The sequence below is a fragment of the Bacillus sp. ZY-1-1 genome, assembly GCF_003047165.1.
In the GTDB taxonomy this organism is placed as follows: Bacteria; Bacillota; Bacilli; order Bacillales; family Bacillaceae; genus Bacillus; species Bacillus velezensis.
Map to the genome: position 1 here is coordinate 3,006,310 of NZ_CP027061.1, position 18,950 is coordinate 3,025,259.

21 protein-coding genes are annotated in these 18,950 nt (G+C 46.1%); 3 read left to right on the plus strand and 18 right to left on the minus strand.

The genetic code is table 11. From position 1 onward, the window contains the following. The first annotated feature begins 91 nt into the window (after window positions 1–91). A complete protein-coding gene (locus tag C5I45_RS14915) occupies window positions 92–664 on the plus strand; it encodes a hypothetical protein (RefSeq protein ID WP_063174147.1) in 573 nt (190 codons plus the stop codon). A gap of 68 nt (window positions 665–732) precedes the next feature. Here C5I45_RS14915 and C5I45_RS14920 read toward each other — a convergent pair whose 3' ends face one another. Beyond that, window positions 733–2,124, minus strand: a complete 1,392-nt coding sequence (locus C5I45_RS14920; protein WP_003155366.1) for an L-cystine transporter — start codon at window positions 2,122–2,124, stop codon at window positions 733–735. Window positions 2,125–2,275: 151 nt separating this feature from the next. Between C5I45_RS14920 and C5I45_RS14925 the strand changes: the two genes are divergently transcribed. Beyond that, on the plus strand, window positions 2,276–3,355 hold the full coding sequence (locus C5I45_RS14925) for a GGDEF domain-containing protein (RefSeq protein ID WP_003155367.1): 1,080 nt from the start codon (window positions 2,276–2,278) through the stop codon (window positions 3,353–3,355). 16 nt (window positions 3,356–3,371) lie between these two features. On the opposite strand, the gene C5I45_RS14930 is transcribed toward C5I45_RS14925, so the two are convergent. Next, entirely contained in the window at window positions 3,372–4,202 is an 831-nt protein-coding gene (locus C5I45_RS14930) for a MetQ/NlpA family ABC transporter substrate-binding protein (protein WP_107994475.1), read from the minus strand. 381 nt (window positions 4,203–4,583) lie between these two features. Here C5I45_RS14930 and cspB point away from each other — a divergent pair, with 381 nt between their 5' ends. Beyond that, complete coding sequence (gene cspB / locus C5I45_RS14940; protein WP_003155376.1) at window positions 4,584–4,784, plus strand: cold shock-like protein CspB; 201 nt, start codon at window positions 4,584–4,586, stop codon at window positions 4,782–4,784. A gap of 91 nt (window positions 4,785–4,875) precedes the next feature. On the opposite strand, the gene C5I45_RS14945 is transcribed toward cspB, so the two are convergent. From C5I45_RS14945 to trmL, 16 genes are all read right to left on the minus strand, one after another. Then, window positions 4,876–5,823, minus strand: coding sequence for an ABC transporter permease (locus C5I45_RS14945; protein WP_107994476.1), 948 nt, complete (start codon window positions 5,821–5,823; stop codon window positions 4,876–4,878). Beyond that, entirely contained in the window at window positions 5,816–6,733 is a 918-nt protein-coding gene (locus C5I45_RS14950; protein WP_003155379.1) for an ABC transporter ATP-binding protein, read from the minus strand. The genes C5I45_RS14945 and C5I45_RS14950 overlap by 8 nt, the downstream gene beginning before the upstream one ends. Continuing rightward, the gene (locus tag C5I45_RS14955) at window positions 6,734–7,450 is read right to left on the minus strand and encodes an ATP-binding cassette domain-containing protein (RefSeq protein WP_107994477.1); all 717 of its coding nucleotides are present in this window, start codon (window positions 7,448–7,450) and stop codon (window positions 6,734–6,736) included. It lies immediately after the preceding gene. Continuing rightward, window positions 7,440–7,817: a GntR family transcriptional regulator gene (locus tag C5I45_RS14960; RefSeq protein ID WP_014304684.1), complete on the minus strand. Its 378-nt coding sequence runs from the start codon at window positions 7,815–7,817 to the stop codon at window positions 7,440–7,442. Before C5I45_RS14960 ends, C5I45_RS14955 begins: the two co-directional genes overlap by 11 nt. Window positions 7,818–7,819: 2 nt before the next feature. Then, complete coding sequence (locus C5I45_RS14965; RefSeq protein ID WP_052585588.1) at window positions 7,820–8,587, minus strand: hypothetical protein; 768 nt, start codon at window positions 8,585–8,587, stop codon at window positions 7,820–7,822. Window positions 8,588–8,705: 118 nt separating this feature from the next. After that, entirely contained in the window at window positions 8,706–9,077 is a 372-nt protein-coding gene (locus tag C5I45_RS14970) for a hypothetical protein (protein WP_003155385.1), read from the minus strand. A gap of 12 nt (window positions 9,078–9,089) precedes the next feature. Further along, complete coding sequence (locus tag C5I45_RS14975; RefSeq protein ID WP_003155386.1) at window positions 9,090–9,623, minus strand: NAD(P)H-dependent oxidoreductase; 534 nt, start codon at window positions 9,621–9,623, stop codon at window positions 9,090–9,092. Between the two features lie 24 nt (window positions 9,624–9,647). Next, window positions 9,648–11,243 carry an MFS transporter gene (locus C5I45_RS14980; RefSeq protein ID WP_003155387.1) on the minus strand — a complete coding sequence of 532 codons (1,596 nt, stop codon included), beginning with the start codon at window positions 11,241–11,243 and terminating at the stop codon, window positions 9,648–9,650. Window positions 11,244–11,283: 40 nt separating this feature from the next. Next, window positions 11,284–11,949, minus strand: a complete 666-nt coding sequence (locus C5I45_RS14985) for an HlyD family secretion protein (RefSeq protein ID WP_007610259.1) — start codon at window positions 11,947–11,949, stop codon at window positions 11,284–11,286. A 36-nt stretch (window positions 11,950–11,985) separates the two neighbouring features. Continuing rightward, on the minus strand, window positions 11,986–12,450 hold the full coding sequence (locus tag C5I45_RS14990; RefSeq protein ID WP_003155389.1) for a MarR family transcriptional regulator: 465 nt from the start codon (window positions 12,448–12,450) through the stop codon (window positions 11,986–11,988). A 186-nt stretch (window positions 12,451–12,636) separates the two neighbouring features. Next, window positions 12,637–13,815: a sporulation protein YhbH gene (yhbH, locus tag C5I45_RS14995; RefSeq protein WP_014417268.1), complete on the minus strand. Its 1,179-nt coding sequence runs from the start codon at window positions 13,813–13,815 to the stop codon at window positions 12,637–12,639. A 190-nt stretch (window positions 13,816–14,005) separates the two neighbouring features. Then, window positions 14,006–15,901, minus strand: coding sequence for a serine/threonine protein kinase PrkA (gene prkA / locus C5I45_RS15005; RefSeq protein ID WP_003155391.1), 1,896 nt, complete (start codon window positions 15,899–15,901; stop codon window positions 14,006–14,008). A gap of 358 nt (window positions 15,902–16,259) precedes the next feature. After that, window positions 16,260–16,970: a hypothetical protein gene (locus C5I45_RS15010; protein ID WP_057080137.1), complete on the minus strand. Its 711-nt coding sequence runs from the start codon at window positions 16,968–16,970 to the stop codon at window positions 16,260–16,262. Window positions 16,971–16,981: 11 nt separating this feature from the next. Beyond that, complete coding sequence (locus C5I45_RS15015) at window positions 16,982–17,695, minus strand: polymer-forming cytoskeletal protein (protein WP_231040458.1); 714 nt, start codon at window positions 17,693–17,695, stop codon at window positions 16,982–16,984. Then, window positions 17,686–18,318, minus strand: coding sequence for a YhbD family protein (locus tag C5I45_RS15020; RefSeq protein ID WP_107994479.1), 633 nt, complete (start codon window positions 18,316–18,318; stop codon window positions 17,686–17,688). Before C5I45_RS15020 ends, C5I45_RS15015 begins: the two co-directional genes overlap by 10 nt. Window positions 18,319–18,455: 137 nt before the next feature. After that, window positions 18,456–18,938: a tRNA (uridine(34)/cytosine(34)/5-carboxymethylaminomethyluridine(34)-2'-O)-methyltransferase TrmL gene (gene trmL, locus C5I45_RS15025; protein WP_007610253.1), complete on the minus strand. Its 483-nt coding sequence runs from the start codon at window positions 18,936–18,938 to the stop codon at window positions 18,456–18,458. Window positions 18,939–18,950: the final 12 nt, after the last annotated feature.

Consider the following 18,950-nt stretch of genomic DNA (forward strand, 5'->3'; position numbering starts at 1 on the left):
ATGCACGCCGTTTGCATTCTGAGCGGTTTGGATAAATATCAGAAGGATAGGGAAAGGTAAGCGTAATCAATTGAATGAGGAGGGATTTAACTTGTTCAGACAAAAAAGCGGCATCAGCCCGACAGCGCTGCTGATCGGATCATCGATTCTGATTGCAGCTTTATCACCCGAAATCCGCCGGAAAATCTCCGGAATGGTTTCAGGCCGAATGCAGCATAAAGATGGTACACACTCCATGCAGCCTGCTGACCTGATTCAACAGGCTTTCAGCGGGGAATCCGGCGGACAGCAGCACACGGACAAAGCACGGCATTCACAAACAGGCTCCATGCAGCCTGCCGAGCTGATCAAACAGGCTTTCGGCGGGGAATCCGGCGGACAGCAGCACACGGACAAAGCACGGCATTCACAAACAGGCTCCGTGCAGCCTGCCGAGCTGATCAAACAGGCTTTCGGCGGGGAATCCGGCGGACAGCAGCATGAGCAGACTTCCCGCAATCACTCCGGCTCATCCCATACGGACGGACAGGCAGACCGCAGTAAAGAAACTTCGCCGAAGCCTCACTATACCGAGCCGATTCACTTCGAAGAAAGCGCGGTAAATGTTTTAAATGACAGCACCGTGATGAATATGCTGGAAGAAATTGAACCCGGAAATCATTAGAAACGAAAAAAATCCTTCATTCGTTCAACGATGAAGGATTTTTCGTTTTAGCGCTATCTGCTTTTTTATTAAGCTTCTTCAGCTTCAATGACGATTGAGGAATCATTGTACACCGCGGTATCGGTTTCCTTCGTCATTTTACTTGTTAACAGCCCTGCGGTCATACTGCCGCTGACATTTAAGGCGGTACGCCCCATGTCAATTAACGGCTCAATTGAAATGAGCAGCCCGGCAAGCGCGACAGGCATGTTCAAAGCGGATAGGACGAGCAGAGCCGCAAATGTCGCGCCGCCCCCCACGCCTGCTACACCGAATGAACTGATTGCCACGATGGCGATGACGGAGATGATAAATCCCGGTTCAAACGGGTTTTGCCCTACTGTCGGCGCAATCATCATCGCGAGCATCGCCGGGTAAATGCCGGCACAGCCGTTTTGACCGATCGATAAACCGAATGAACCGGCGAAGTTCGCAATTCCTTCAGGGACGCCCATGCTTTTTTGCGTTTTAATATTAAGCGGCAAAGCCCCTGCGCTTGAACGGGACGTAAACGCAAACACCATGACAGGAAATGCTTTTTTCACGTATGTGATCGGATTTAAACCGCTGAACGTAATCAGCAGCAGGTGAATGATAAACATGACGATAAGCGCGGCGTATGAAGCGATCACAAACATCCCCAGTTTCGCAATGCTGTCGATGTCGCTTGTCGCGATCGTCTTTGTCATAATCGCCAATACCCCGTAAGGCGTCAATCTTAAAATTAACGTCACGACACGCATAATAATCGCGTATACCGCATCGACAATTCCGCTGAACGTCGCAGCGTGCTCCGGCTGCTTCCGTTTCACGCCCAGAAAAGCGATGCCGAGGAAAGCGGCGAAAATAACGACTCCGATGGTGGAAGTCGGTCTGGCTCCCGTGAAATCAAGAAACGGATTTCCCGGCAGAAGCTCAACGATTTGCTGAGGCAGCGTTTTGGCCGTCATATCCTCAGATTTTTGCTGCAGCTCCTGGCCTCTTGATAACTCGGTGCTTCCCTGGTCGATATGGACGGCTTTCAGATCAAAGGAAAGCGCCGAAACAATTCCGACTGCCGCGGCAATTGCTGTCGTGGCGATCAAAATTCCGATGATCAGTCCGCTGATTTTCCCGATGTTATGGGTCAGTTTCAGCTTCGTAAATGCGCCGAGAATAGAAATAAAGACTAGCGGCATGACGATCATCTGAAGCAATTTGACATAACCGCCGCCGGCGATATTAAACCAATCGGCCGTTTGTGTCACGATATGTGATGCCGGCCCGTAAATCAATTGCAGTGCAAAACCGAATACAATGCCTAGTCCGAGCGCGGTAAAGACACGTTTAGAAAAGGAAACGTGTTTTTTTTGCATGACAAACAGACCTGCTATAAGCAAAAGCATAATAAAAACATGTAAGACTACAAATAAATTCTCCAAAACAGGTAAACACTCCCTTGCTCATTATCCTTTAACACTATATTATATCAATTCCGATCGGTCAAGTAAGAATTGACAATATATGTATTTTTATTGATTTTTCTCTTTTCTTTCCACCCTTTCTCTAGTAACTTATATAAGGGTGATTGTTATGCTGAAGGAACTGTTTCTTAATTTAACGATTTTAATCACATTTAATTATCTGTTCACCCTTCTTTTTAAAGAGTCGCTTTCGTATAAAGAAGACCGTCCGATGTTTCAATTACTGAAGGGGACGGTCTGCGGGCTTTTAGGGGTTTTTCTGATTGCTTTCGGCTTTTCTTACTCCGATTCCATCATTGATCTCAGAAATATCCCCATTATCATCGCCGCTCTTTACGGAGGCTGGGTGTCTACGGCAGCCGCCTTTGCGATTATCGTCGCAGGCCGTATCCTGATCAATTTCAATGCAAGCGCCATTTTTTCCATCGCCGCCGTCGGGGTTATTGCGATACTTTCTGCGGCCGTCCTCAGAGGAAAAAAGCCGGATCATAAAATGGCGTTCGTTATGCTGCTTTTTTCAAATGTTATTTTCACCTTGACGCTGCTGTTTCTTATGCCTGAACAGCCTGCCGGGGCCCTCGTTTATTATTGGCTCATTTCCATCTTGGGCGGAATGCTGTCACTGTATATCATCAAACACGAAGCCGATGCCCGCGTTTTGTTCAAGCAATACAAGTTTCAAGCGAATTATGATTTTCTGACGGGAATTTTTAATAAGAGAAAATTCGAGGAAGTCTCGCGCGTTCTGTACGATCGGACGTCTCAATCCCCCTCGTCTCAGCTCGCGCTTATTTATTTGGATATTGATCACTTTAAGCAGATCAATGATCAATACGGCCATTATGAAGGGGACCAAGTGCTGAAGGAACTGGGGGCGCGCCTGAGGTTCTTACTCAGCAGTTCTCATACGTCAGCCCGCATCGGCGGGGAAGAATTTGCCGTGCTTATGCCCAATTGCACGTATACAAAAGGGCTTCACCTCGCAGAGGAAATCAGGCACACGATTGACGCGAACCCGATTCTGCTGACGAGCGGAGATACAATTCCCGTGACCGTTTCCCTCGGCATCGCGCATTATCCGACAAATACACCGGACCCTCAGACATTGCCCCTGATCGCGGACCGGATGCTGTACAAAGCGAAAACATCAGGGCGCAATCAAGTGTGCAGCACTGAAAAAAAAGAATGATCGCCCGAAGAGGAAATCATTCTTTCTTTTCAGTGAGAAAGCCGCCCCTCAGGAAAACGGGAATCAGGCTGCCCTCATATTCTTTTTCAATCAACGCCGCGGTATCATCTGATTGATACAAAGACAGGAGTTTTTGCGTCCGTTCATCATCTTTATCCTCAGCTCTGACGGCGATCAGATGAATATACGCTTCCTTCATTTGCGCCGATCGGATCAGCGCGTCCTTCTCCGCATGAAATCCTGCTTTTTTCGCCTCGCTTTGACTGAGAACTGCTGCGTCAGCATGTTCCGCCGCCTGATAGGCGTTCTTTTTTGTTTCCGTTTTTAAGGTCAGATGCTTCGGGTTGTCCTTGATCATATCCGTTGACCCCGTACCGCTGAATCCCTTTTTCAATGTAATCAGTCCGGCCTCCTGCATGAGAAAAAGCGCCCTGCCGAAGGCCGCCGCTTCATCAGGCACGGCAATGACCGCTCCGTCCGGTATATCCTTCAGCCGTTTATGTTGCTTGGAATACACCCCCAGCGATGCCGCATATGTCGTTCCTAAAGGAGCCAGCTTCTTTTTCACGTGAGGCGGCAAAGATTTAAAATTAGTAACGGATTGAAACGCATTGGCGTCGAGATCCCCGCCGGCAAGTGCCAAATCGGCCTCAGCATAATCCGAAAACGTTACCAAAGAAAGCTGCAATCCTTCCTCACCGGCTTTTTTCGCGACAAACTCCCAGATCGATTGATCAGATTCATTGATTCCGATAGTAATGGTCCGGTTCCCGTCAGGATAATTGCATGAAGTAAGTGACATGATCAAAATGAAAAGAAACAGACTGTTTATAAGCCGCAGATTCAAGTTGACCTACTCCCTATCTATTTTTATGTACAGAAGCTGCACCATGGTATTCGGGCTCATGATTACATACAATACCGATTAAAAAAAGGGTTGTCAATTGCTTCCTTAAGAGGCTGCAAAGCGGTTTTTATCAGCTGCAAATGGGCTGTTCTGGTCTCAAATCAGATTTCCGTATCAGAGCGTTTTCCTCTTAAAACATGTTATTTCGAAAAAAGTTACATTTAGCAGTTGTTTTTTCTTCGGATTACTGGTAGAGTAAAGGTAATTATTTTTGTTCGAACTATCTTTAAGAAGAAAGTTTTGTAAGAGTTTTCGTCTTGGAAGTTTGTTTTAGAGCAAGAATAGTGAATTTAAGCGTTTGTCGCTTTAGGAGGAAATTTCATGTTAGAAGGTAAAGTAAAATGGTTCAACTCTGAAAAAGGATTCGGATTCATCGAAGTAGAAGGTCAAGACGATGTATTCGTTCACTTCTCTGCTATTCAAGGCGAAGGCTTCAAAACTTTAGAAGAAGGCCAATCTGTTTCTTTCGAAATCGTTGAAGGAAACCGCGGACCACAAGCTGCTAACGTAACAAAAGCATAAATTGTTTAAAAAACCTGCCGGTGTACGCCGGCAGGTTTTTTTTCATCTAAAACGAAAAGCTGTTTTGCAAAGGCAAAACAGCTTTTTTATATCAGGTGGCAATATCCCGTTTTAAGAATACGCCGAATGCAAGCGCCAGAAAAATAACGAAGTAAATCACAAGCATCACAACCGAAAATGTCATCGTCATCCCCTCTACTAAAGGAGCCCCGTTCATATATTGCGACAAATCCGTGTTCGCAAATAAAATATATTTGGTCCATTCAAATTTCGCAGCAAGAAATACCGTCGCCGTGTTCCCCATAACCAATAGAAAAATAGAAAATCCGACCGCTAATGAGCTGTTCCGGAATACCGCAGACAGCATAAACGCCATCGTCGCAAGCATAAAAGCGGAGACAGATTCATAGACATATGTTTTAGCGAGGAAAGCGATGATATTTTGCTCAAAAACATGGCCGTCTTTGTATACGAGATGAACATCAGCCGCAGTATCTCCGCCTGTACCGAAAAAGACCAATCCCAACAGAGCGGAGCCGGCAAATAAAATCACAAGCATCAGCAGTCCGAACAGCAGCACTGTCATATATTTAGATAGCAAAATCTGAAAACGGCTGAGCGGACGGATGGCCAGCAGCTTGATCGTCCCCCAGTTGAACTCATTCGCCACGATGCCTGCGGCAATGATAATCGTAAACAGCCCGGTCAAAACAGTCATCATCGAAGAATCAGCTACGTATGACCACACTGTGTACCCTGTATCCTCGGGGATGTTATGATCCATACGGTATTGATTTATCGCGACATTCTGTTTCAGGTTATCAATGAGCGTCTGATTTCCGGTTTCCTTCATCTGCTGTTTCATTTCTTTGTTTTCAGCCTGGAGCTCCTGTTTCCAATTCGGATTGGCTTCGCTCGAGGTGAAATGGTTTGACAGAAGCGCAAAACCGATCATCGAAACGCCTAAAATCACAATCATAGCCCACGTCCCGACGCGGCAGAAAATTTTAATCCATTCATTATAGATCAGCTTAAACATATTGAACCTCCTCTTTCGTCCCGCCGGTAATTTCCAAGAAACGGTCTTCCAAAGATTTTGTCATGATTTTCACTTCATATAAGCGGATGTTTTCACGGACGAGCAGTGATATCACATCAGGCACTTCCTGTTTGGACAGCTGGATCTCAATGCCGTTTGTCTTCTTCACACAGTCAAACTGACTCAAAACGGCAAGAGCCTCTTCTCTTTGTTCAATATGGAAGAAGTATGTATCTTTATCCTCTTTTCCTTCATCCCTTACTTTTTGAATATCGACAAGCTCTCCTTTTTGCAGAATGCCGATTCGATCGCACATTAGCTCCATTTCTGACAGAAGATGGCTTGAGACGATGACAGCCATTCCTTTTTCACGTGTCAGCTTTTTCAGATGGTCCCTGATTTCTCTGATGCCGGCGGGATCGAGGCCGTTTGTCGGCTCATCCAGAATCAGCACCTTAGGATTATGCAGCAGGCTTTGGGCGAGGCCGAGACGCTGTCTCATTCCGAGAGAGTAGGTTTTTACTTTGTCATGTATTCTGTCCTGCAACCCGACGAGCTCGATGACCTCATCTATTTTTTCTTTCGTAACGCCTTTTACCATCCTTGCGTACTGCTGTAAATTTTTATAGCCGCTCAGGAATTTGTACAGCTCCGGGTTTTCCACGATGGCTCCGACGTGCCTGACCGCTTTTGCATAGTTTTTCGTAATGGATTCCCCGCAGATTACGATGTCTCCCTGAGACAGTTTCATTAATCCGACCATCATTCTGATCGTAGTGGTTTTCCCCGCTCCGTTCGGCCCTAAAAATCCAAACACTTCGCCCGCCCGGACGGAGAAGCTCAGATCATGAATAATCGTTCGTCCTTTTATCGTTTTCTTTACCTGTTGCAGTTCTAATACCGTTTCCAATTAGAATCCCCCTTCTATTTCGTGCGCCTGCATGACGTTTCTATACCATTGCAGCACGGACATTCCTTCCTGTTCCCGAATTTCTTCGACCTCGCGCCGTTCAGCGATTTTCCCTTTTATGAAAACCATCACTTCGTCTAACAGCGTCTCAATCTCGCCGATCTCATGCGTGGCGATGACGACGATCTGGCTGTCAAAATCAATATAAGATACGAGACTGTTGACAATCGACTCCCTGACCGCCGGATCAAGACCTGAAAACGGCTCATCCAGCAGAATGACCGATGCTTTTCTCGACAGGGCCAAAACGATTTTCAGCCTGCCCCGGCTGCCTTTGGACAGCTCTTTTATCTTCTGCTTCGCTGAAAGATTCATTTCCGCTAATAGGTTATGTGCTTTTTCCAGCTGAAAATCCGGGAATTGCGAATGATAAAACGTGAGCATATCACCGACGGTCGTCCGGGCGGAAAACATATCATGTTCGGTTAAATAAGCCGTACGAAACAGCATGTTCCTGCTTACTTTGCACTCTCCCATCCGGACGGCGCCCGATGTCGGAAAAGCAAGCCCTGCAAGCATTTTAAGCGTTGTTGATTTACCGCTTCCGTTCGGCCCTAAAATTCCGTAGATTTTACCCGGAGACAATGAAAATGATACATCGCTGACCGCGATCCTGCGGCCGTATTTTTTTGTTACGCGTTTAAAATCAAGATTCATCGTTTGCTTCCTCCGCATATTGTTTGATCCCCTCGAGCATTTCCTCAGGAGATAACCCCAGCTCCGCCATTTCCTGAATAAAGCGTTTGAAAACGTCTTTTGTCAGCCTGTCTTTCAGCTCTGCTTTCAGATCGGATCTTTCCGCTATAAAGGTTCCCTGTCCTCTTCTCGTCTCCACGATTCCCAGCCTTTCCATTTCACTGTACGTTCTTTGTATCGTGTTCGGATTCACTTTCATCTGTACGGCCATCTCCCTTACGGACGGCAGTTTGTCCCCCGGTGAAAGCTCACTTCGGATCAGCCGGTAATATATACGATCGGCAATCTGCAGATAAATCGGCTTGGATGACTGAAATTCATTCTCCATCATTACACCTCAACCTTTCGATTCAGCAGCATAGAGGCCAGCGCGAGACAGAGCGCTGCAAGCACGATCACTGCCAGAAAGCTGAAAAGCGAAATGTGGACGGCTTTCAGCTCCATCGTCCATCCGGACAATTTCGTATAATGAAAATGAAAATTCGCATACACTTTTACCGGCCATAAATCATGTTGAGATGAAGTGAAAGGCGTAATGATTTTATCGTCAATATAGGTCCAGACAAACGCAAGCACGATGCAGATCCCCCAACGGAGGACGGGAAAATGTTTTAATGAGTGAAAAACAGTCCAAAATACGGCCACGATCACAGATAAGTACGCTGAACTGATCAGCAGGTAAGCATTCAGCCCGGTTAATGTGCCGGCCAGGGGAATGGTGTGTTCCAGCACTCCTTTTGCAGAAAGCATCCGGTACATCCAAATGCCGTAACCGGTCAGCGCCAGCTGCCCGATCAACTGATACAGCAGTGAGGCCGTCAGCTTGGAAGCCAGCAGATAAAATCCCCCATTCGGATTGTAAAGCCACAGCTGGTTTTTTCCTTCTTTATGAAGGTGATAATACATAAAAAGCGGCGCTACAAGAAATTGAAAAAACCCCATTGCCGTAAAAAAGCCGAAAATGACGAGCGGTTCTTTCTGACGGGCAGCGATGACGTGGGCTGCAAACGCCCAGCAAATCATGCCGCAAAGCCACACCGCGAGCCAAATCCATGAAACTTTCGCATCTTTTTTCAGCAAACCTAAAAACGATGTCATTCTTTCTCTCTCCATTCGGATCAAGTGTATGAGTAACATAGTACACTAGATCATCACGTATTACAATATCTTCAATAAAAAAAGACAAATCCGCTCTTACGCGGATTTGCCTTTTAAATTACTTCTTTTTGTTTTTTAAGGAGAGCAGCGCATCACGATAGCTGCTATCCTGCATTTTGCCGCCGCTATCAGGATCGTTTGGTTCCTGATCCGTCTCAGAAGTCTTAAACTTCTGAAGCGCCTGACGGTACACATCATCGCCCATTGTATTCTTTTTCTCACGGGGAGATTCAGATTTTACAACGACGGGAGCATGCTCGGCTGAGCGCTCCTCGGCCGGATCATGCTTTTCCGGCTGTTCGGCTGTAGTGCCGATCGCTTCTCTCTTTTCTTCTTTGACATCCTGTCCTGCAGAAGTGCTGCGGACATTGAATGTGATAAGAAGTGCAATCACAATGACAGCAGCAATAACCGCTATAATAATGGCCATATAACCCTCTCCTTACTGTCGTCCGGCAGTTAGATTACCAGTGACCTGGCTGACACGTCTGCCAAGCGCACGGCCTAATTGAAGGCCTTCTTCCGTCATCAGCACATCGCTGTCAACCGGGCATGTGACGCCCGCGCCGTAGTAAGAGCCGTACAGCGCGTTTTCAGGAACGTTGCCGGGAAGACCGACAACAATCATGCCTTGGTGAAACATAGGAGTGATCAGATTGTGCATGGTCATTTCTAATCCGCCGTGTGTTGTCGCCGTCGTACAGAATACAGCGCCGACTTTATCAATCAGCTCGCCTTCAGCCCACAGATAGCCGAGCCTGTCGATCCACGCTTTTAAGCCTGAACTGATGGTGCCAAAGTGACCCGGGCATCCCCAGATAATGGCATCCATGTCTTTCAGCTTGCGGATGTCTGCTTGATCGACATGGTCGATCAGGACTTCAGCCTCAGCGTTTTCTCGTGCGCCTTCGGCAATGGCTTCAGCAAGATGTTTTGTGTGTTCGCCTTCACTATCGTACACTACGTAAATTTTCATTCAGGAAACCTCCCATTCAGATGATTAAGATTCCTTCACTTCTTTAGGGGCCGGAAGCAATGACAGCTCCTCTTTTTTCTTCGCCCGCTGTTTGTCTTTCCGTACGTCACGCAAGAACAGGCTCAGGACTACGCCGATAACCGCAAAGATCGTCGCCCACATAAACGCGTCATTAATCCCCATAACGTTGGAATTAAGTGAAGCTGTTTTGTAGAGATATGAATAAACGGTTTGTTTCGCCGCATCAAGCGACATGTTCATGTTGACCATTAAATTCGAAACCGCGCTTTGGAACGACTGCATGAAGCTTGGATCAGCCGTGCTTGTTTTATCCGCAATCTGCGAATAATGCATTGTCGTACGGTTCGTATAAATCGTTGTGATCAAACTTGTTCCGATTGATCCGCTGATCTGGCGGAGCGTGTTGCTCATCGCCGTGCCGTGGCTGTTCAACCGTGCCGGAAGCTGGTTCATTCCGGCTGTCATAACAGGCATCATTAACAGTGACATACCGAATGCGCGGATGGCATAGACAAGCATGATGTGCGTGTAAGGTGTGTCAATTGTCAATTTTGTGTACTGGAATGTCGTTGCGACCGTGATGACCAGCCCGATAATTGCAAGCGGTCTCGGACCGATTTTGTCAAACAGAATACCGGAAATCGGCGACATGATCAGCATGACAATCGCGCCCGGCAATAGCAAGAGACCCGATTGCAGCGCCGTAAAGCCGACTAAGTTCTGCAGGTAAATCGGAAGCAGGAACATTCCTGTGTAAAGCGCAACGGTAATAATGATATTAATGACACTGGAAAGTGAGAAAATATCATATTTAAATACCCGGAAGTCAAGCATCGGTTTTTCAGAGCGCAATTGCTGAATGACAAACGCGGCAATCGCGATGACACCGACAATGACGGTAGACAGCACGATCGGATCTCCCCAGCCGTCGCTGCCCGCTTCACTGACTCCGTAAAGCAATGAGGCGAATCCGACAATAGATAGAATCGCACCCAAGCTGTCGAGTTTGATTTTTTGCGGTTCCACCAAGTTCTTAAAGAGGAAAAACGCTATGATAATAACGATTGCCCCGATCGGAACAAGGCCGTAGAACATAATGCGCCATGTGTAATGCTCGATGATCCAGCCGGATAAAGTCGGTCCGACCGCCGGAGCAAACATCATCGCAAGACCGAAAATCCCCATTCCTTTCCCCCTGCTTTCAGGCGGGAAAATAAGCAGAATGGTTGTCATGACCAGCGGCTGCAGGATACCGCCGCCGACCGCCTGAATTAACCGGCCGATCAGCATGGTTGAGAAGTTAGGCGCGATTCCGCAGACTAACGTTCCCGCTGTAAAACAGAACATGGCTACGAGAAAGAGGCTTCTCTGTCCGAACCGGGTGATTAAGAACGCAGATAACGGAATCAAAACACCGTTGACCAGCATGTATCCGGTCGTAAGCCACTGAATCGTCGTCGCACTCACACCGAACTCGGTCATTAAGTGCGGCATCGCCACGTTAAGAAGCGTTTGGTTCAAGATCGCCAGGAATAACCCGGCCATAAGCACAATAAGCAATGTTTTAGGACTTTTTACTTGATTATCTGATTTAGCCACCTAAGACAACCTCCCTTCATGGTTTGATGACTGATCTGTATTATTCAGAGATTTTTACAGATGCGTTCATACCAGGAAGCACCTTGTCAGATGGGTTGCTGAGTGAAATTTTAACAGGAACTTTTTGCGTTACTTTAGTGTAGTTGCCGCTTGAGTTTGAAGAAGGCAGCATATCAAATGTTGAATTTGTCGCATAACCGATTTCTTCTACTGTTCCGTCAAATGTTGTATTAGGATCGCCGTCAACAATTACGTCTACTTTGTTTCCTACTTCAATGTCTCTAATGTCTGTTTCTTTAATGTTTGCAGTGATGTAAAGGTGTTTCATGTCAATTTCCTGGGCAATTGTCGTACCGGCTTGCACCATTTGGCCGTTTTTCACTTCGTTTTTCACGATTGTTCCATCCATGATGGCTTTTACGTCAGCATTTTGCTGTCCTTTAATTTTTGCAACAACGTCGTTTTTGCTTACTTCTTTCCCCTCATCAAGGTTCCAGTCAGTTACTTTACCCGCAGCAGGAGCTGTGATAGCAGCCATGTCGCCGGCAACTTTCGCTTCATCGGTTTTTACATAGTGTGTGCTTTGATAATAGTAGTAAGCACCTCCGCCTATAATTGCAAGAACAACAATCAAACCGATAATGTTGGTCAGAATTAAACGTCCTCTGTTCATTTTGTTTTCTCCTTTCGTTTCTTCCTCTATCATTTTGTGGAATGATGATAAAAATATGTGGGGATTTTTTTATTTTCCGTTTTTCACTGCACAGCCGTTTGCAAGCTTCGTTAAACTTTCCGCAAGCTTGCGCAGGTACTGCAGTTCAGCGGTATTGAGCTGCCGGTATAAGACCGCCGCTTTTTCGGCATATTGAACAGCAGCTTTCTTTAGAAGTTCTTCCCCCTCTTCGGTTAACTGAATCATAACAACACGCCGGTCGTCGTGATAGTCGCTCCGAACCATTAGGCGGCGCTTATACAGAATATCGGTCATTCTCGTGACAGACGCCGGTTTCAGATCAAGCGACAAAGCCAGCCTTGAAAGCTGCGTGCTTTTGCTCTTATGTATTTTGAACATCAGCAGATACTGCAGCACTGTAATATCAAAAGGTTCAAGCACTGTCTCCAGAATCATTTTCTGCTTTTTGTAAATCGATCTGGAAGTATCAAACAGTTGTTCAAAACTGAGCAAAGCGAGCTCTGATTCAATCACCGTATTTTCACCTCATTCCCTTAATAATAGTTCACAAGATAAAATATTAATAAATGAAAGAAGGTTTGTAAAGAGAAAAGTTTCATTTTTTAAGGATTTTTTTTATGCCGTTTTTTCTCTTTATTTTTAATTTAAAAAAGCCGGGTGAAGAACCGCGGCCGCACGATTCTTCACTCGGCTTTATATTTAATACGATGCTTTGCTTATACCGGCTTCCTCATTTTTAAAAAAGCTTTTCAGCGCTTGAAATACGTCCGATTTCTGTTTCAGGATGTAGTATTTAAATTTATCATCTTTGACATTTTTATAGGCGGACATGAGGGTGGAATGCCTGTTATATTGATTGACCTCACCGTAACAGAACAGATTCGATTTTTTCATGATGTCATTGACGAGCTTTACGCACCGGGCGTTATCCGAAGTCAGGTTATCCCCGTCTGAAAAATGAAACGGATAGATGTTGTAGCGGGCGGGGTCATATTTTTCATCAATTAATTCAAGAGACTTCCGGTAAACGGAGGAACAGATGGTGCCTCCGCTCTCGCCTTTCGAGAAAAAATCTTCTTCCGACACAACCTTCGCTTCCGTATGGTGGGCGATAAATTCGATATCAACCGTTTCATACTTTGTCCGTAAAAATCGTGTCATCCAAAAAAAGAAGCTCCTCGCCATATACTTTTCCCATACGCCCATCGAACCGCTTGTATCCATCATGGCTAAAACGACAGCTTTCGATTCCGGCTTCGTCACATCATTCCATGTTTTGTATTTCAGATCTTCCGGATAAATAGGGTAAAACGACGGCTTGCCTGTCATGGCGTTTCGTTTATAGGCCGACAGCATCGTCCTTTTCTTATCGATATTCCCTGTCAGCCCGGTTTTCCGGATATCATTGAACTCGATATCGGTATGGACGATATTGTCCCTTTCCTTTTGCTGCAGATTAGGCAGTTCTAATTCCTGAAACAGCGCTTCTTCCAGATCCATCAATGAAACTTCCGCTTCATAATAATCCTCGCCTGCCTGATCGCCTGCTCCCTGGCCTTTTCCGGCGCCCTGCTTTTTATCTGCGCCGTCTCTTGCGACGACATCGCCGACTTCGCTGTCGCCGTCGCCTTGGCCGACATGTTTATTTTTATCATAGTTATAACGGATTTTATATTCATCAAGCGAACGAATCGGGATTTTCACAACATCTTTTCCGTTGGACATAATAATGCTTTCCTCAGTGACAAGGTCCGGAAGGTTGTTTTTTATCGCTTCCTGCACTTTCTTTTGGTGGCGCTGCTGGTCGTCAAAGCCTTTGCGATGGAGGGACCAGTCTTCCTCTGAAATCAAAAAATTTCCGCTGTCATTACGGGACATGAATTCCCCTCCTTAACCGTTATGGTCGTTTTACATGTGTATTCCGGCTTGGTCCTGTTTATGAAACAAGTCCGGCGAAAAGATTTATTTTTATCTTATGCCGGCCGGACTCTCCAATTGACAAACAATTGCGAAAAACAGACAAAAGAACCCGTCCTTTTACAGACGGGCCTCTCAATGAAATCAAATATCAGCGGTTTAACAAGCTTCCGACATACTTCAGCAGTTCATTAGCGCTAGTCGAATTATAGCCGTGTTCATCTATTAACCTTGCCACTACCTCATTGACCTTTTTAAGCTGCTGTTCATCCGGCGTTTTGGTGGAGGTCGTAATTTTCACTACATCTTTTAAGTCTGCGAACAGCTTTTTCTGAATCGCTTCGCGGAGTCTTTCGTGCGAATTATAGTCAAAGCGTTTTCCTTTTCTTGCATAGGCGGATATGCGGATTAAGATTTCTTCGCGGAACGCTTTTTTGGCGTTTTCTGAAATGCCGATCTGCTCTTCAATGGATCTCATCAGTTTTTCGTCAGGATTCATTTCTTCACCCGTCAGCGGATCGCGAAGCTTATTTTTATTGCAGTACGCTTCCACATTATCTAAATAATTGTCCATGAGAGTTTTCGCGGATTCTTCATATGAATAAACGAACGCCTTCTGCACTTCCTTTTTGGCGATGTCATCGTACTCTTTCCTGGCGGCGGAAATAAAATTCATATACCGCTCTTTGTCCTCGGCTGAGATGGACGGATGCTGGTCGAGTCCTTCTTTTAAGGAACGCAGCACGTCAAGCGAATTGATGGATTCCATATTTTTTCTGATAATCGTTGAGGAAATGCGGTTGATGACATAGCGCGGGTCAATTCCGCTCATTCCTTCATCATGGAATTCCTTCTTCATATCCTCCAGATCAACGGAATTGTAACCTTCAACGCTTTCTCCGTCATAGAGCCTCATTTTTTTGACGAGATCAATATCAGAGCGGTTCGGTTCCTTCAGCCGGGTCAAAATAGAAAACATCGCAGCCACTTTTAATGTATGGGGGGCGATGTGTACGTCAGAAACATCACTTTCAGAAATCATTTTTTCATAAATCCGTTCTTCCTCTGACACCTTTAAATTATAAGGAACAGGCATCACGATGATCCTGGAGTGAAGGGCTTCGTTTTTCTTATTGGCAATAAACGAGCGGTACTCCGTTTCGTTCGTATGCGCAACAACCAATTCGTCGGCTGAGATGAGCGCAAACCGTCCGGCTTTGAAATTCCCTTCCTGCGTGAGTGACAGAAGGTGCCACAGAAATTTTTCATCGCATTTCAGCATTTCCTGAAATTCCATCATTCCGCGGTTCGCTTTATTTAATTCACCGTCAAACCGATAAGCGCGCGGATCTGATTCCGAACCGTATTCGGCAATCGTCGAAAAATCAATGCTCCCCGTCAAATCGGCGATATCCTGTGATTTCGGGTCAGACGGGCTGAAGGTTCCGATTCCGGTACGTTTATCCTCCGAGAAGAATATACGTTCAACTTTAACATCCTCAATTCTGCCGCCGTATTCTTCTTCAAGCCGCATGACATTAAGCGGAGAAAGGCTGCCCTCAATTCTGATGCCGTATTCTCTGTAGAAGTCGTCGCGCAGATGATGGGGAATGAGATGGAGAGGATCTTCATGCATCGGGCAGCCTTTAATGGCGTAAACAGCGCCGTTATCTGTCAATGAGTAGGCTTCAAGCCCTTTTTTCAGCATGGTGACAAGAGTTGACTTTCCGCCGCTGACGGGTCCCATCAATAGTAAAATCCGTTTTCTCACATCGAGCCGCTTGGCAGCCGGGTGAAAGTATTCCTCCACGAGCCGTTCCAGAGATTCCTCAAGGCCGAACAGCTCCCGCGAGAAAAAGCTGTATGTCTTTTTCCCGTCATCCTCCTCGATTCCGCTGTCTTTTATCATATTAAAAACGCGAGAATGAGCAGACTGCGCGACCAATGGATTTTCTTTTATGATCTCCAAATAATCAGCGAACGTCCCTTCCCATTTGAGACGCTGCTCTTCCTCTCTGTACTTTTCAATTTTCTTTAATATATCCATAAGAACCTCCTCTATCATGGTTAATGCACTAGAAATAAGGTACTTTGTTACAATCTATGCGGTGACGTGATAATACATGCTTTTCGTTTCTTAAAAATAAAGACGTTATAAGGCCGTCATTGACAAGGGTCCGGTGCACCGTTCATAATGAAAGAAATACAGTTTCATCCAGACTCGGACATCAAATGGAAAAGCAAAGAGGAGGAGACATGATGAAAACGATCATTTTACTTGGGGTCATTCTCACTTTTTTAGTATCCATTTTTACTGCGGGTTACGACAGCAAACCTGAAAACAAATAACGGCAAAAGGGTGCTCTTTATGAAGAGCACCCTTTCCTGTACAACATAACAATGTTTCATATTTGAATATGTTCTTGGACAGTTGATTTTTCATGAGACTTACAGCTTGTTTGATACTCGATTTTTCCGATTTTGCAGCCCGGGCCGATTTCCACACGCTTCCCTCTGACGATGTCCGCTTCCGTGTATTCGAGGTAAATTGCGTCTCCTTCGATCAATTCAGCAGAAAGCATGCCGGCTTTCCGTTTAAGAAAACCGGGTTTCCGTCTGACGGTGATCGATGTGCCGCCGATTTCTTTCACGCGGCTTCGGTCATAACGCAAATGGATGTTTACGTCCCCTGCGTTTAACAATCCCGCCACATTGATACATCCTGTTACATGAAGCAGCTCCGTCTCGCAATCGCCGCCGACGGTGAGACTGCCTTTTATATGACACTGTTCTCCCGCGGCCCCGCCGCCAATTTCAGCAAGTCCCTTCAGCCTCATTCTGGCGAAACGCATGGAGCCGCCAATTTTCAATGTGCCGATCACATTTGCTGAATGTGCTGATAAGTCTCCTGCAACTTCATGCTCTCCGAAAATTTTCAGCCTGTTGATCTCGGCATCTCCGAGAAAAAGTCCCGTGCCGAATATCCGGCAGCGTTCGCTTTGAAGTCCTTCGCCGACAGTTCCTTCCCCTTTAATGCTTACATTTTGGTAGGAACCGCCGGAAGCGTGTCCGGCTCCGTACATTTTTAAATGACTCAATTTTTTTGTCGTTTCCATTGCAGCTCCTCCTATCGTTTCACGACTTTGTTAACCAAAGCGGTAGGATCACATGTAAAATCGCCGCTGTATTCCACCGTCCCAATGGTGCAGCCCGCGCCGATCCGCACATGATTTCCGCGGACTGTCTTCGCGTTCGTGTCCGCCAATTCAATGATGTCACCCTCAATCAGCTCTGCTGTCAGCACCGGGGCCGGCATCAGCTTAAAACGCGTAAGCACACTCTTTCTGCTCATCACCTTCAAATGGCGGCAGCCGATTTCTTTCACCCGGCTTTCTCCCGCCGCCAGCTTCATACTGACTTCATCGGCATTCAGCAGGCCGCCGATCTTGCATTTGCCTTCCGAACGGAATGTCTCTGTCTCGCAATCACCTTCAATCCCGGCTTTCCCGGATATGAAAATATCATCAGCTTTCACACCGCCGCCGAAAGACGAAAATCCCGCGACGTTCAGCCGCTCCGTTTTGACATCACCTTTAATGACACCCGTTCCGTTGATACGGATGGATTCAGCTTCGGCACTGCCGGAGATTTTCCCCGAACCGCTGATTGTCAGCGTTTGCGTCTTGACATGTCCGTCTGTTTTTCCGCTGCCGTTAAACAAAAGGCTCGTGCACTCCACATCACCTGACACCGTGCCGCTCCCGTTGATCTCCACTGTATGAAAACGGCCTCCTTTTGAACTTCCCGAACCGTTAATGATTAATTTATCTGTTACTTCCATTGATGGTCCTCCTGCATCCATTTCGTTTTTAATTCTTCCGATGCCGCAGCAAGCGCCACCCGTTCAACCACTTTGACAGTCGGTTCAAATAAAATATGTTCCGCGTCTGCGATGAAGCACGTCGTTACGCCAAGCTTTCGGAGCATGACAAGCTCCGTATTCGCTTTCAGCTCGGAAGCCTCATACGTTTTCAGCACCCCCGCCGCCAATTTTCCTTCCTCAAGGCTGATATTGCCCGATTGCAAAAACCCTTCAAGCACATATAAAGACAGCAGCGCGCGGGACGTGAATGTCACGCCGTCTTCGCCATAAACTTGCAGCGCGGCTTTTGAAATCAGTCCCTTTTGAAGCAGTTCCGCAGACGTTATATTGACATCAGTCATTTGCGGAGACAGCATTTCTCTCATTTCATCCAGAGACAGATTTTCTTTCATTTCCTGTATTTTTGAGATGCGTTTTAATATTTCCGCTCTCGGAAAAAATGTTTCCTGGCCTGTAAACGTCGATTTTCGGATAAACCATTCTTCAGGAATTAAATTTTTCCGTTTCCACCGGTACAGCTGCCCGTATGAAATTGATGTTTCTTCCAGCAATTCTTTTTTAGAAATCAGTTGTTCCTCCATGAATCCAGCTCCTTCGATGAACGTATTGTAACATAACACTGTTACGTTGTTAAGCCCGGAAATATAAAAATGCCGTAAACCGCTGCTGCCTGTCTTTTTTATTCAATAAAAAAACGCCCGGATGCGGGCGTTTTTTCTCACGTCAAATCTCTGTAATTTTGCTGGCGCAGCGCTTCATATACAAGAATCGCGGCCGTGTTGGACAGATTTAATGATCTCACATGCTCGGTCATCGGCAGACGCAGGCAGCGGTCCATATTGTTTTCGATCAATTCTTTCGGAAGTCCGCTCGTTTCTCTGCCGAATACGAAGAAAAAGTCTTCCTCCGTATTTGAGTAATCAAATGATGTGTGCGGCTTTTGACCGAATTTTGTAATGAAGAAAAACTTTCCGTTCTCATATGCTTCAAATAACTCTTCCAATGAATCATGATATACGACGTTGACGAACTCCCAATAATCGAGTCCGGCGCGCTTCAGCATTTTATCATCGGTTGAGAATCCGAGCGGGCGGATCAAATGAAGCGTTGTGTCTGTTGCCGCACAAGTACGTGCGATATTTCCCGTATTGGCCGGGATTTCGGGTTGATATAAAACGACATGTAATGCCACGATGTTCACCTCTGTTTTTTA

Excerpts from the sequence above, each read along its gene's own strand:
- C5I45_RS14970 (WP_003155385.1), bottom strand. The coding sequence starts at position 9,077 with ATGGCCATTATTATAGCGGTTATTGCTGCTGTCATTGTGATTGCACTT.
- prkA (WP_003155391.1), bottom strand. The coding sequence starts at position 15,901 with ATGGATATATTAAAGAAAATTGAAAAGTACAGAGAGGAAGAGCAGCGT.
- C5I45_RS15020 (WP_107994479.1), bottom strand. The coding sequence starts at position 18,318 with ATGGAGGAACAACTGATTTCTAAAAAAGAATTGCTGGAAGAAACATCA.
- C5I45_RS14945 (WP_107994476.1), bottom strand. The coding sequence starts at position 5,823 with ATGTTTAAGCTGATCTATAATGAATGGATTAAAATTTTCTGCCGCGTC.
- C5I45_RS14955 (WP_107994477.1), bottom strand. The coding sequence starts at position 7,450 with ATGAATCTTGATTTTAAACGCGTAACAAAAAAATACGGCCGCAGGATC.
- C5I45_RS15010 (WP_057080137.1), bottom strand. The coding sequence starts at position 16,970 with ATGGAAACGACAAAAAAATTGAGTCATTTAAAAATGTACGGAGCCGGA.
- C5I45_RS15015 (WP_231040458.1), bottom strand. The coding sequence starts at position 17,695 with ATGGAAGTAACAGATAAATTAATCATTAACGGTTCGGGAAGTTCAAAA.
- C5I45_RS14960 (WP_014304684.1), bottom strand. The coding sequence starts at position 7,817 with ATGGAGAATGAATTTCAGTCATCCAAGCCGATTTATCTGCAGATTGCC.
- C5I45_RS14975 (WP_003155386.1), bottom strand. The coding sequence starts at position 9,623 with ATGAAAATTTACGTAGTGTACGATAGTGAAGGCGAACACACAAAACAT.
- C5I45_RS14925 (WP_003155367.1), top strand. The coding sequence starts at position 2,276 with ATGCTGAAGGAACTGTTTCTTAATTTAACGATTTTAATCACATTTAAT.
- yhbH (WP_014417268.1), bottom strand. The coding sequence starts at position 13,815 with ATGTCCCGTAATGACAGCGGAAATTTTTTGATTTCAGAGGAAGACTGG.
- C5I45_RS14985 (WP_007610259.1), bottom strand. The coding sequence starts at position 11,949 with ATGATAGAGGAAGAAACGAAAGGAGAAAACAAAATGAACAGAGGACGT.
- C5I45_RS14965 (WP_052585588.1), bottom strand. The coding sequence starts at position 8,587 with ATGACATCGTTTTTAGGTTTGCTGAAAAAAGATGCGAAAGTTTCATGG.
- cspB (WP_003155376.1), top strand. The coding sequence starts at position 4,584 with ATGTTAGAAGGTAAAGTAAAATGGTTCAACTCTGAAAAAGGATTCGGA.